This is a genomic window from Hypericibacter adhaerens (assembly GCF_008728835.1).
Taxonomy (GTDB): domain Bacteria; phylum Pseudomonadota; class Alphaproteobacteria; order Dongiales; family Dongiaceae; genus Hypericibacter; species Hypericibacter adhaerens.
Map to the genome: position 1 here is coordinate 4,363,557 of NZ_CP042582.1, position 13,281 is coordinate 4,376,837.

The window sequence follows — 13,281 nt, forward strand, 5'->3', positions numbered from 1 at the left end:
TCAGTCTCCCGGAAGAAGCTCCAGTCGCGGCAGGCCCCATGGGGTGGGGCCCTCTGATCCCTGGTTGCCGGTTTGCCCCAGCGTCTTTCTCATGCGACGGCCCGATGCGCAGGCTGTTGTCGGAGCCTGACCGTCTCGCAGACGAATCCCGATTGTGAGTGGCAACAATCAGGGTTGCGCCATAGGAAACAATGAATACAATCCTCCCAGTTTCATCGTCAATGTGTGGATTGTCGTCATGACAATTTGGTCGCCCGATCTGACGGGCCGCACGGGCCCCCGCTACATCGCCATCGCCGATGCGCTGGCCGGCGACATCCAGGCCGGACGGCTTGGCGCCGGGGACCAGCTGCCGACGCACCGCGCGCTCGCCGATGCGCTGGGCGTCACGGTCGGCACCATCACCCGCGCCTATGCCGAGGCGGCGCGGCGCGGGCTCATCGGCGGCGAGGTCGGCCGCGGCACCTATGTGCGCGGCCAGGCCGACCGCACCAACGCCCTCTTCGTCGCGAGCAGGCGGCCCGAGAGCCGGCCGAACACGCCGCTCATCGCCGACATGCGCCACAACTTCGCGCCGCGCCTGACGCAGGATGACAGCATCAACCGGGCGCTCGCGGCGCTGGCGGGCGAGAATATCGAGCCTTTCCTGGCCTACCAGACGCATGAGGGCATGGCCGAGCATCGCGCGGCCGGCTCCGAATGGGTGGCGCTCTCCGGCGTCGCGGCCGAGCCCGATCGCCTGCTCGTCACCTGCGGCGGCCAGCACGGCACCGCCATCGCCTTCAACTCGCTGCTCGAGCCGGGCGACACGCTGCTGACGGAGGCCCTGACCTATCCCGGCGTGCGCACCCTGGCGCGCATGCTGCGGCTGCGGATCCAGGGCATTGCCATGGATTCCGAAGGCCTGATTCCGGAAGCGTTCGAGGCGGCCTGCCGGCAGGGCTCGCCGCGCGCACTCTATTGCATGCCGACGATGCAGAACCCGACCGGCACCGTAATGTCGGTCGAGCGGCGGCGCGCGGTCGCCGAGATTGCCGAGCGCTACGGCGTCGCCCTGATCGAGGACGATGTCTATGGCTATCTGATCGACAACGCCCCGCCGCCGCTGATGAGCTACGCGCCGACGCAGGGCTATTACCTCACCAGCCTCTCCAAATGCATCGCGCCGGGCCTGCGGATCGGCTATCTCGTCGTGCCGCCGAACCAGACCGACCGCTTCCTGCCGGCGATGCAGGCGAGCGTCTGGATGGCGGCCCCGCTCATGGCCGAGATCGCGCGCCGCCTGATCGCGGACGGCACCGCCCATCGTCTCGCCGACGCAAGGCGCCAGGAGGCGCGCGCCCGGCAGAACCTCGCGCGCCATGCGCTGGGCTCGCTCGGCTGGCGCGCCAATCCCGTGGCGCTCCATGGCTGGCTCAGGCTCTCCGAATCCTGGCGCGCCGAGGATTTCGCGATCGCCGCCGCGGCCAAGGGGGCACCCGTCACGCCGGTCGGCGCTTTCGCCGTCAACCGCACCAAGGAACAGGCCGTGCGCATCTGCCTGGGTGCTGCCAGCGACCGCACCTGCCTCGCCCGCGCGCTGGGCGAGCTCGCCAACCTCGCGGTGGCGGCGCCGGAGCCTTATCTGTCGGTGGTGTGAGGGAACGTCGAGCCTTTCGATCATGCGCCGGTCTGGATTACGCCGGATTATAGGAATATTATCGCGGCCCCCGCGTGAAGAGTCTCATGGCACCGAGGAAGAGCAGAATGGCGGCCGACCATGACTATGCTCTCGGGCACTCAGACGCCGAACTGAAGCGTCTTTCAACCCAGGCACGTCTGATAGACCCGATCACGAACCGGTATTTCGTCGCTGCGGGAATCTCCGAAGGAATGCGCGTGCTGGAGGTCGGCAGTGGCGCCGGCGATGTGGCCCTGCTGTTGGCCGCTCTCGTGGGACCGGGGGGCGAGGTGGTCGGCACGGATCTGTCGCAGACCGCCATTGACATCGCGCAGCAGCGTGCCCGTAGCGCCGGCCATGCGAACGTCACATTCCGACAGGGCGACCCGGCTCTCATGCGCTTCGACCGGCCCTTCGATGCCGTTGCCGGCCGTTACGTTCTGCAGTTCATTCCAGACCCGTCGGCCGCATTGGCGAAACTTGCAAGCCACCTGCGCCTCGGCGGAACCGTGGTGTTTCACGAGCTCGACTGGAACGGCGCACGATCCGCTCCGCCCGTTCCCACCTATGATCAGGCCTGCCTTTGGATAAAGCGGACCCTTGCGCAAGCGGGTGCGCAAACGGATCTCGGCGCGAAGCTGGGTGTCGCCTTCGAAAGAGCCGGGCTGCCGGCACCGACGCTGCGCCTCGAGGCGGTGATCGGTTCCGGCGCCGCGTCGATGGACGCCGTTCATCTCGTCACCGATCTCGTGGCGACCCTTCTGCCGAAAATGGAGCGCTTCGGTATCGTCGCGGCATCGGAGATCGAGCCCACCGACCTGGCGCGACGGATTCTGGCCGAGGTCGCCAGGGACGGTATATTGATCGGGCGTGCGGAAGTCGGTGCCTGGACGACGGTCTGATCGTCCCGCCCTACTTCCCCGCCCGCTCGATCGCCTGCGCGATGTCCTCGACCACGCGGCCGACGAGCGCTTCGTCCTCGCCCTCGGCCATGATGCGGATCACGGGCTCGGTGCCGGATTTGCGGATCAGCACGCGGCCATTCGTGCCCAGCGCCGTCTCGCCGCCCTTGATCGCGGCCTTGACCTCGTCGCGCTCGAGCGGCTGGCCGCCGTTGAACTTGAGGTTCTTCAGGAGCTGCGGCAGCGGCTGGAACAGCCGCGTTGTCTCGGAGACCGGCCGACCGGCGCGCACGATCACCGCCAGCACCTGCAGCGCCGCGATCAGCCCGTCGCCGGTGGTGCCGTAGTCGCCCAAGATGATATGGCCGGACTGCTCGCCGCCGACATTGCAGCCCTCGGCGCGCATGCGCTCCACCACATAGCGGTCGCCCACCGGCGTGCGGAGCAGTTTGAGCTTGAGCCCCGCGAGGAACCGCTCAAGCCCCAGGTTCGACATGACCGTCGCCACCACGGCACCGCCCTGGAGCCGGTCGCGCTCGGCCCAGGAACGCGCGATCAGCGCCATGATCTGGTCGCCGTCGACGATCTGCCCCTTCTCGTCGACCAGGATCAGCCGGTCGGCATCGCCGTCGAGCGCCAGACCCAGATCCGCCTTCTCGGCGATCACGCGCTTCTGCAGCGCCGCCGGCGCCGTGGCACCGCACTCGCGGTTGATGTTGAAGCCGTCGGGCGCGTCGCCGATCGCGACCACCTCGGCGCCCAGCTCCCAGAGCACGGTGGGCGCCACGCGGTAGGCGGCGCCGTGGGCGCAATCCACCACGATCTTGAGCCCGTCGAGATTGAGCGATTTGGGGAAGCTGCGCTTGACCGCCTCCATATAGCGGCCGCGCGCGTCGTCGAGCCGCAGCGCGCGGCCGAGCTCAGCCGAGGGCGCCGCCTGCAGCGTCTCGTGCGCCGCCATGCGCGCCTCGATGCGCGTCTCGACCTCGTCGGAGAGCTTGTAGCCGTCCGGCCCGAACAGCTTGATGCCGTTATCCTCGTAAGGATTGTGCGAGGCCGAGATCATCACGCCCAGATCGGCGCGGAGCGAGCGCGTCAGCATCGCGATCGCCGGCGTCGGCATCGGCCCCAGCAGGATCACATCCATGCCCATGGCGACGAAGCCCGAGGTCAGGGCCGGCTCCAGCATGTAGCCCGAGAGCCGCGTGTCCTTGCCGATCACGACGCGATGACGGTGATCGCCGCGGGTGAACTCGGCCCCCGCCGCCATGGCGAGCTTCAAGGCCGTCATGGCCGTGACCGGCTCGGCATTGGCCTTGCCGCGGATGCCGTCGGTGCCGAAGAGCTTGCGTGTCATGAAGGTCTGCCGTCTCCGTTTGCGCGCTACGGGCCCAGTCTAGCAGCGCGCCCGGACCCGTGCCCCGTGCGATTTCAGGGCTGGACGGTACCCCTCGCGGGGGTATTCGGCCGACAGGAACGGCGCCGCCGCCGCTACAGGACCCGCCCCTGGCGAACGACGGGCTTGCCGTCGAGCGCCACATCGCAATTGCGCATCGGAATGTCGATATGGCAGGCCGTCGTCCGCGATCCGCCCCCTTCGTTGTTCGGGCCCATGGAGAACAGGAAGTTGCCGGCGAAGGCTCGGGCATCCATGCCGATGGTCGCTTCGCGGTCGTAGAGGCCGAGGGTCGACCAGCGGGCCTTCTTCTGCAGCCCCCAGCCGACATGGGACACGGCGTAGGCTTCCGGATCGTCGAACGCGCTCATGTAGTCGTTGAGCAGGGCCGCATCGATATCGCCCTGGATGGCGGTCACATAGCCGTTCTTCACCGTCATCTCGATGGGGGTGTCGATATAGCTCTTCATCGGCAGCAGGATGTCACCCCGATCGAGGACGACGCGGCCCGAGGCCTGCCTCTCATTGGGGAAGGTGAAGGTGAAGCCACTCGGCCAATGGTCCCAGCGGCCGGGCCGGTCGACATAGCCGTATTCCTCGATGACCGGAAATTCCCCGATCGGCAGGTGCAGGTCGGTGCCGGCGGCGGAGGTCACCCGCATCTCGCGAGCCCCCTTCAAGAGAGCGGCCGCTTCCGCGCAAAGGCGCTTGTCGCCGGCCGAAGGCAGCAGCCGCACCAGGACCTCCGGCGGCTCGACCGCCAGCAGGATCTTGGTCCCGCTCTCGAGGATCTCCGCCTGTTCCGGGGAGAAGAGAAGCGTCATGAGATCGAGCACCAGGTCGCTCTTCTTCAGCGCGGCCATGGCCGCCGGATTGCCGGAGAGCGGCGTGCTGCCGAGATAGGCGAGGCTGTCGCGGCTATGCGCCAGCTCCGCATTGACCGGCGACAGGTCGAGGCGATTGACGATCGCGCCCATGTTCGCGGCCGCGATCTTCGCCGTCCGCAGCGTCTGCGCGTTGCTGTTCTCGGTCGTGAGAAGGGTGACCACTTGCCCGTGGCTCAGGTTCGAGAGGCCCAGGACATGGGTCCAGGCCTGGACCATATCGGCATCGCTGACCGGCATCGTCGTCTCCAGATTGGGGGCTTAGGCCGCCACGAACGCGGAAGAGCGCGGGTCGAACTTGCGGGCATCGTACTCGTAGACCCAGTTCGCCTGGATCCCCGTCGCCTGCGGATTGACGAGGCTCTTCATCCAATAGACGAAGTCCCGTTTCATCTGCGAGAGCGCGGAAGGCAGATGATAGGTGCGGCCGCGCTCGCGTGCCTCGAGCTGGACACGGCTCGTCCGGCCGAGCCGTTCCGCCTCGTAGGCGGCAAGCCCGGCGGCGATGTCCTGGCGGTTGAGATCCAGCGCCGCAGCCAGAACGAAGGCGTCCTCGATCGCCATGGCTGCGCCTTGCGACAGGAACGGCAACATCGGATGCGCCGCGTCGCCCAGCAGGGTCACGGCGCCCTTCGACCATCCGGCCATCGGATCGCGGTCGAACAGGCCCCATTTGAAGACCGTCTCGACCTGGTCGAACAGCCTTTGGACGTTGGGATGCCAGCCCTGGAAGGCGCCGAGAAGCTCCGCCTTGCTGCTTTCGACATTCCAGGCTTCCTCGACCCAACGGGCCGTCTCGGCCACGGCCACGATGTTCACGGCTTTCCCGCCCTGAACGTAATAGGTGACGACATGGCTCTTGGGACCCATCCAGAAGGAAGCGTCCGGGCTCACATGGCCGACAACGTCTTCGACCGGAACGAGAGCCCGATAGCACATATGGCCGGTGAACCGCGGCGCCTCGGGGCCGAACAGGGCCGACCGCACCGCGGAGCGGACCCCGTCCGCGCCGACGATGAGATCGGCCTCGAAACTGCTGCCATCCGCGAACCGCGCGACCGCCGATTTGCCGTGCTGCGTGACACCCGTGCAGGTCATGCCGAAACGGGTGAAGGCTTCCGGCACCGCCGACGCGAGAACGCGGCGCAGATCGGCGCGGTGGATATGAATGAACGGCGCATCGTAGAGGGTGGGACAGACCTCCTTCAGCGGCGTGCGGAAGGTGACGCGGCCCGAGCGCCAATTGCGGCCGACGATCGCGTTCGGCAGGAAGCCTACCTCGAGCATCGGCTCGAGCAACCCCAGCGCCTTCATGACCTTCACGGCATTGGGCGTCATCTGGATGCCGGCGCCGATTTCGCTGATCCCCTCGGCGCGCTCGAACAGATGCACCTCGACGTTCCGCTGCAGCAGGCTCGCCGCGAGCGCGGTGCCGCCGATGCCGCCGCCGACGATGCCGATCTTCAAACGCTCCCGCACGGCCCCTCCCCTTCCCGCTGCCCTGTTCACGACCGCGCGTTCAGGCCAGCTTCTTCTTCAGATTGCCCTCGTAGGCGTTGTCGACCCGACCCAGGACATAGTCGCCGGCCCGGATCGGCGGGTATTTGGGCGCTTCGCCTTCCGGCACGCAGTTGGGCAGCGGCGACATGACGATGTCGTCGTCCGAGCCGAAGAAGAACGCGATCGAGGTGCGGTCCATAGCATTCTTGTTCAGGACGCGATGCATGGTCGAGGAGAAGAGGTCGTTGGTCCACCGCTCCATCTGGTCGGCGATGTTGATCACGAAGGTGCCGGGAATCGGCGGTACCGAAATCCATTCGCCCTTGCCGTTGACCACCTGGAGCGCGGTGATGCCCTTCTGCTGCGCCAGGATGGTGAAGCACTCGAAATCGGTATGGGCGCCATTGCCGATATCCTCGTCGTCGCTGGCCTGATCCTCCTGCGGCGGATAGTGATTGACCCGCATCATGGTGATCGGCTTGGTGATCATCGGCTGGAAATGGTCTTCCGGCAGATCGAGCGCGAGCGCGAAACCGCCCAGGAGCTTCTGCCCCAGATTCCGCATCTCGCCGAAATAGGTGAGCAGGGTGTCGCGGAATCCGGCGGGCCGGCGGGGCCAGGAGTTCGGCTCGAAGAAGGGCCGGCGCGACGTGACATAGGGGTCGTCGAGCGGCAGCTCGAGATTCATGTTGAAGCCCTCCTGCCGCTTGCGCGACTTGGCGTCGCCGGATTCTTCCTGCATGGGCGTGTAGCCGGGATAGCCCGGCGTCCGGGTCTGCTCGATCTCCATCTTCTCCGCATAGGGCAGGGCGAAGAATTCGGCCGAGGCCGCGAAAGCCTGGTCGATGATCGGCTGGGGCACGCCGTGGTTCTTGAGATAGAAGAACCCGACCTCGATGCAGGCCGATCGCAGGGCCTGGGCCATCGCCCGTTTCGCCTCGGGATCGCTGCCGAACATCGGCGCGAGATCGATGACGGGAAGCTCGGAGAAGTCGGTCTGCCGGGCGCTGAGCCCGACGGGCACCTGCCGGCCGTATCGATCCAGTCTGTATCCCATCGCCATCACCGTCTCCTGCTCCTGAAATCCGCCGTCGCACTCGCCGATCGCGTTCTCAGCCCGGTCTCATCATGAAGAACATCGCCTCGGGCTGGATGAGCGCGTAATCGCCCCGGCCGCCGGCTCTCAAGACAGGCCTGGCGGCGGCGGTCTGATAGATGCCCTCGACCAGCAGCGACCGGTCGATATGAACGGCGACCACCTCGCCGAAGGTCATCCAGGTCTCGACGGGCCGCTGCGCCGCGTCCTTGAGCTGCAGGATCTCGCACAGGCGGCATTCGAAATGGACCGGGCTCCCCGCGACGCGGTCCGGCCGCACCCGCCGGCCGGGCAGGCCCAAAAGGCCGGCCAGATCGAACTCGTCCGTGTCCCGCGACACGGCGGCGGAGGTGGCGTTCATCTTCTCCGCGAGGGAATCGACCACGAGGTTCCAGACGAACTCCCCCGTCTTGGCGATGTTGCCAACGGTGTCCTTCCAGCCGTTGCTGGCAAACCCGATGATGGGCGGCCGATAGCAGAAGGCGTTGAAGAAGCTGTCGGGCGCCAGGTTGCGGCGGCCGGTTTCGTCGCGCGTAGAGATCCAGCCGATGGGCCGGGGCCCGACGATCGCATTGAAGGGATCGTGGGTGAGGCCATGTCCCTGGGACGGCTCGTAATAGTGATAGTCGTCCGCCATCGATCACCCTCGGCACCGCGCCGGCATCGGTTCGCAGAAGATCGTATACGATTTATGTCATCAAAGCAGATGCGCAGCGGCCCAGCAAGCCTGAACGCCGATTTCACATAATATATTGCAAATTATGCCATATTTACGTTCCGTCGACCGCGAAGAGCCGCCCAGCCTTGCGAGTTTTGACATCAACGTATACGATATTGGTTGTTGCTTGGGGGCGGCAGTTCAGCCCCTGAGCGAGACGAAACGGGCTTTGGAAGCAGCGCGGAAAGCCGATGGTCGACATGGCGAGAGCGGGCCTCAACCTCGGCTCCGGCCGCAAAGGCAGCGTTCCGGATCCGGCGAAGCGGATGCCGATCCACGAAAGGATCCTTCCGCGGATCCGCAAGGACATCATCCTGAACCGCTGGCAGCCCGGCGAACGGCTGCCGGAAACCGACCTCTGCACGGAGTTCGGCATCTCCCGCACGCCGTTGAGGGATGCCTTCAAGATTCTGGAGGTGGAAGGGTTCGTCGCCCTGACGCCTCATGTGGGCGCGATCGTCACGCCCCTGACCGCCCGGGACGTCATGGAGAAATTCGAGGTCATGAGCGGGCTGGAGCAGATAGCCGCGATGAAGGTCGCGCGATCGCAAGCCCCGGAAACCCTCGCCCTCGTCAAGCGCATTCACCGCGGCATGAAGCGCAGCGCCAAGGAAGGGAATGCCACCCAGTACTACCGGCAGAACGACGAGTTCCACCGCGCGATCGTCATGGGTGCCGGCAATCTCACCCTGGTCCAGATGCACCAGAACCTGATGCTCCATGTGAGCCGTGCCCGCAATCTGATGCACATGTACGAGCCGCTTTCGGAAGCGGCGTTCGAGCATCATTCGGAGATCGTCCGCGCGATCCTGGCGGGCGACGGCGACGCCGCGCGACGCGCGATGGAAGATCATCTGGGACAGGTCGCGGCGCTCATGCTGCACCATGTCCGGTCGGAGAACGACGCGACCCTGCCGGCGGGCGTCCCGGCCGCAGGGATGCGGGCACGCACCGAATGATGAAACGCGGGTCGGCGGCGTGACCTGGGCGGAAGAGACCGGGACGTTTTCCTTGGGCGATCTGCCGGTGGCGGGCGGCGTTCTGCAGGATGCCGTCCTCAGCTGGAAGACCTATGGCAGCCTGAGCCCGAGCCTCGACAACGTGATCCTCTATCCCACCAGCTTCGGGATCGGTCATACGGACCAGGAATGGCTCATCGGCCCGGGCAAGGTGCTCGATCCGACCCGCTGGTTCATCGTGACGCCGAACCTGTTCGGCAACGGCTTTTCCAGCAGTCCCTCCAACCGGCCGGACTGGCCGCCGCTGGTCACCTATCAGGACAATGTCGACGCCCAGATGAAATTCCTGGCCGGGCGGTTCGGCATCTCGCGAATCGCCTGCGTCTACGGATACTCGATGGGCGCTCAGCAGGCCTATCACTGGGCCGCCCGCCATCCGGAGGCCGTCGACCGGATCATCGTCGTGTGCGGCAGCGCCCGCACCTCGGAGCATAACCGCGTCTTCCTGTCCGGTCTGAGGGCCGTTCTGGAAACCGCCCCGGAGCATCTCGTTGCCGGACGGTTCTCGGCCGAGCCCATCGCCACGCTGCGGGCCTTCGGGCGCATCTATGCCGGCTGGGGCCTGAGCCAGGATTTCTACCGGGCCGGCCTGCATCTCTCGGCCTTCCAGGCCGCGAGCCTGGAGGAATTTCTCCGCGTCAACTGGGAAGACCGTTTCGCCCGGCGGTCCGCGGCCAATCTCCATGCCCAGCTTTGCACCTGGCATGCGGGCGATGTCGCCGCGGGGCAGGATCTCGCCGCCGCGTTACGCCGGATCCGGGCAGCGGTTCTTCTGCTTCCCGGCGAGACCGATCTCTATTTCAGGGTCGCGGACAACGAAGCCGAACTGCCTTGTCTGAAGCAGGCCGAACTGCGCGTCATTCCCAGCAAATGGGGCCACCGCGCCGGCAATCCGCTGCAGAATCCCGAGGACGCCGCCTTCCTCGCGAAACAGGTTCGTCGCTGGCTGAGTTGAGCTTCTCGACCCCTGGGCGTCATGGCGACGCCAGGGCCTGCCACACGGCAACCGCCTGGGCCGTTTCGGCGACGTCATGGACGCGGATCATCTGCGCGCCCGTGCGGAGGCCCCAGAGGGCGGCCGCCAGCGAGCCCGCAAGGCGATGGCTCGCATCCTCGCCGCGGCTGAGCTTGGCGATGAAGCTCTTGCGCGAGACCCCGAGCAGCACGGGGCAGCCCAGCCCCTGCAGCAGCGCCAAGCGGTGGAGAATGTCCTGGTTATGGGCGACCGATTTGCCGAAGCCGATGCCCGGATCGATCGCGATCCGCCGGCGCGGCAGGCCGGCCGTTTCGGCCGTTTCGATCTGCGCGGCGAAATAGTCATAGAGATCGAGCGCCGCCTCGCGATAGCGCGGGTTCGCCTGCATCGTGCGCGGCTCCCCCTGCATGTGCATGAGCACGACGCCCGCCCTGCTTCGGGCCGCGACGCCGAGGCTTTCGGGATCGCCTGTCAACGCCGTCACGTCGTTGATGATCGAGGCCCCCGCCTCCACCGCCGCCGCCATCACGCTCGAATGGCGCGTATCGATCGAAATCACGGCGCCGGATTTATGCAACCCCTGGATCACCGGCACCACGCGTCGGATTTCTTCGGCGGCGCTGACGGGCTCGGCGCCGGGCCGGGTGGATTCCCCGCCAATATCGAGGATCCCGGCACCGGCTTCGACCAGCCTGCGGCCATGTTCGATCGCGCGGCCCGCATCGAGGAACTGTCCGCCGTCCGAGAAGCTGTCGGGCGTGACGTTGATGATCCCCATGATCCTCGGCCGGTCCATCGCGAGCCCCGCGAAGCGCGGCCGCCTGGCCGTCAGCCGATCCAGGAGCGCCTCGAGACGCCGGCGCATCGCAGCCGGCTGGCGCCTGAGGGAACGCTCGAAGTCAGGCGCGGCGAAGCCCGCTGCCGCGCGCTTGCGCGCATCGCGCTGGATGAGCTCGATCTGGGTAAAGGCAAGCGGTCCGCCCGCCAGCGGCAGGGCCCGGCCGGCCTTGACCGCGGCCCACGCGGCCTCGCCCGACAGCAGCCCCTCCGGCAAAAGATAGAGCCGGCGATCCTTCGCGGGATCGCCGGCTCGGGAACCGGATGGGCGTCGAGGCGGGGACGCGCGCGTCCCGCCTTTGCGGGAAGCACCCGCCATGGAACGGCGTCAGGCGCCGGGCTGGGGCTCGGGCTCGAAGCCGGGCCGCGGACGGCCGCTGTCGCCACGGGCCGGCGTGCCGCTGGTGGGCACCGAGGAACGCGGCGGCACGGGGCCGGAGCTGTCCTCGCCGCCGACGCGGATCGGCTCACCGCGCAAGAGCGCCTTCACCTCGTCGCCACTCAGCGTCTCGTACTCGAGGAGCGCCTTCGCGATCCGATGCAGATCCTCGATATGTTCCGAGAGGATGGTGCGCGCCTTGAGCTCCGCCTCCTCGATGATGCGACGGATCTCCTCGTCGATCAGCTTGGCGGTGGCGCCGGAGATGGTCTGGCTGCGCGTGACCGAATGGCCCAGGAAGACCTCTTCCTGGTTGTCGACATAGCGCAGCCGGCCGAGCTTCTCGCTCATGCCCCATTCCGTCACCATCCGGCGGGCCAGATTGGTCGCCTGCTGGATGTCGTTGCTGGCGCCGGTCGAGACGTTCTCGGGCCCGTAGATCAGCTCCTCGGCCATGCGGCCGCCGAACATCATGGCGAGCTTCGCCACGATCTCGCGGAACTTGAGGCTGTAGCGGTCGGTCTCGGGCAGGTTCATCGTCACGCCGAGCGCGCGGCCGCGCGGGATGATCGTCACCTTATGCAGGGGATCGTTGCCCGGCACGAACAGGCCCACCAGCGCGTGGCCGGCCTCGTGATAGGCGGTCTCTTCCTTGTCCTTCTCGGTCATGACCATGGAGCGGCGTTCCGCGCCCATCATGACCTTGTCCTTGGCGGCCTCGAACTCGGCCATGGTGACGACGCGCTTGGAGCGCCGGGCGGCCAAGAGCGCCGCCTCGTTCACCAGGTTCGAGAGGTCGGCGCCGGAGAAGCCCGGCGTGCCGCGCGCGATCGTGCGCGGATCGACGTCGGGCGCCAGCGGCACCTTGCGCATATGGACTTTCAGGATCTGCTCGCGGCCCAGGATGTCCGGGTTCGGCACCACGACCTGGCGGTCGAAGCGGCCCGGGCGCAGCAGCGCCGGGTCGAGCACGTCCGGGCGGTTGGTCGCGGCGATGAGGATCACGCCCTCGTTCGCCTCGAAGCCGTCCATCTCGACCAGCAGCTGGTTCAGGGTCTGCTCGCGCTCGTCATTGCCGCCGCCGAGGCCGGCGCCGCGATGGCGGCCGACCGCGTCGATCTCGTCGATGAAGATGATGCAGGGCGCGTTCTTCTTGCCCTGCTCGAACATGTCGCGCACGCGGGAGGCACCCACGCCCACGAACATCTCGACGAAGTCGGAGCCCGAGATCGTGAAGAAGGGGACGTTGGCCTCGCCGGCGATGGCGCGGGCGAGCAGCGTCTTGCCGGTGCCCGGGGGACCCACCAGCAGCACGCCTTTCGGAATCTTGCCGCCCAGGCGCTGGAACTTCTGCGGGTCCTTGAGGAACTCCACGACTTCCTGCAGCTCGAGCTTGGCCTCGTCGATGCCGGCGACGTCCTCGAAGGTGACGCGGCCGACCTTCTCGGTCAGGAGGCGCGCGCGCGACTTGCCGAAGCCCATGGCCTTGCCGCCGCCCGCCTGCATCTGGCGCATGAAGAAGATCCAGACGCCGACCAGCAGCAGCATCGGGAACCAGGAAATCAGGATCTGGAGCAGCGGGTGCACGCCCTCGTCGATCGGCGCGGCCGTGATCTTCACGCCCTTATTGGTGAGGTCCGACACCAGGTTCGGATCGTTCGGCGCATAGGTCTGGAAGGCGCGGCCATCGCCCGAGAAATGCCCGGAAATGGTCTGGCCCTGGATCGTCACATCCGCGATCCGGCCGTTGGCCACCTCGGTCAGGAATTCCGAATAGGCGATATCGCTCTGAGGCCCGCGATTGGTCGTGCCATCGAACAGGTTGAAGAGCGCGATCAGGAGCAGCGCAATGATGATCCAAAGCGCGAAGTTTTTCGTGAGATTCAAGGGCTTATACCGTAGCCACGGGTTGAG

Annotated in this window: 11 protein-coding genes; 4 read left to right on the top strand and 7 right to left on the bottom strand. The window is 66.9% G+C overall.

The features are described from left to right. Positions 1–238: 238 nt before the first annotated feature. Together ehuR and FRZ61_RS19530 are read left to right on the top strand one after the other, a co-directional pair. Positions 239–1,639, top strand: coding sequence for a MocR-like ectoine utilization transcription factor EhuR (ehuR, locus tag FRZ61_RS19525; protein ID WP_151119302.1), 1,401 nt, complete (start codon positions 239–241; stop codon positions 1,637–1,639). A gap of 107 nt (positions 1,640–1,746) precedes the next feature. Beyond that, positions 1,747–2,562: a class I SAM-dependent methyltransferase gene (locus FRZ61_RS19530; protein WP_151119303.1), complete on the top strand. Its 816-nt coding sequence runs from the start codon at positions 1,747–1,749 to the stop codon at positions 2,560–2,562. A gap of 10 nt (positions 2,563–2,572) precedes the next feature. Here the strand turns inward: FRZ61_RS19530 and glmM are convergent, their stop codons facing one another. The 5 genes from glmM to FRZ61_RS19555 form a co-directional block, all read right to left on the bottom strand. Next, positions 2,573–3,919 carry a phosphoglucosamine mutase gene (glmM, locus tag FRZ61_RS19535; protein WP_151119304.1) on the bottom strand — a complete coding sequence of 449 codons (1,347 nt, stop codon included), beginning with the start codon at positions 3,917–3,919 and terminating at the stop codon, positions 2,573–2,575. Between the two features lie 134 nt (positions 3,920–4,053). Beyond that, entirely contained in the window at positions 4,054–5,082 is a 1,029-nt protein-coding gene (locus FRZ61_RS19540; protein WP_151119305.1) for a M29 family metallopeptidase, read from the bottom strand. A gap of 21 nt (positions 5,083–5,103) precedes the next feature. Next, complete coding sequence (locus FRZ61_RS19545; protein ID WP_151119306.1) at positions 5,104–6,321, bottom strand: FAD-dependent monooxygenase; 1,218 nt, start codon at positions 6,319–6,321, stop codon at positions 5,104–5,106. 40 nt (positions 6,322–6,361) lie between these two features. After that, on the bottom strand, positions 6,362–7,399 hold the full coding sequence (locus tag FRZ61_RS19550; RefSeq protein WP_191909109.1) for an isopenicillin N synthase family dioxygenase: 1,038 nt from the start codon (positions 7,397–7,399) through the stop codon (positions 6,362–6,364). Between the two features lie 55 nt (positions 7,400–7,454). Next, positions 7,455–8,075: a flavin reductase family protein gene (locus FRZ61_RS19555; RefSeq protein ID WP_151119308.1), complete on the bottom strand. Its 621-nt coding sequence runs from the start codon at positions 8,073–8,075 to the stop codon at positions 7,455–7,457. Positions 8,076–8,356: 281 nt separating this feature from the next. On the opposite strand from FRZ61_RS19555, the gene FRZ61_RS19560 reads away from it, so the two are divergent. Then, positions 8,357–9,115 (top strand): GntR family transcriptional regulator, encoded by a 759-nt coding sequence (locus FRZ61_RS19560; RefSeq protein ID WP_191909110.1) that lies wholly within the window; start codon positions 8,357–8,359, stop codon positions 9,113–9,115. A gap of 52 nt (positions 9,116–9,167) precedes the next feature. Then, positions 9,168–10,130, top strand: a complete 963-nt coding sequence (locus FRZ61_RS19565) for an alpha/beta fold hydrolase (protein ID WP_407657844.1) — start codon at positions 9,168–9,170, stop codon at positions 10,128–10,130. 19 nt (positions 10,131–10,149) lie between these two features. Here the strand turns inward: FRZ61_RS19565 and folP are convergent, their stop codons facing one another. Together folP and ftsH are read right to left on the bottom strand one after the other, a co-directional pair. Beyond that, entirely contained in the window at positions 10,150–11,205 is a 1,056-nt protein-coding gene (folP, locus tag FRZ61_RS19570; RefSeq protein ID WP_225308908.1) for a dihydropteroate synthase, read from the bottom strand. A gap of 111 nt (positions 11,206–11,316) precedes the next feature. Beyond that, positions 11,317–13,254, bottom strand: coding sequence for an ATP-dependent zinc metalloprotease FtsH (ftsH, locus tag FRZ61_RS19575; protein ID WP_151119312.1), 1,938 nt, complete (start codon positions 13,252–13,254; stop codon positions 11,317–11,319). Positions 13,255–13,281 lie beyond the last annotated feature (27 nt).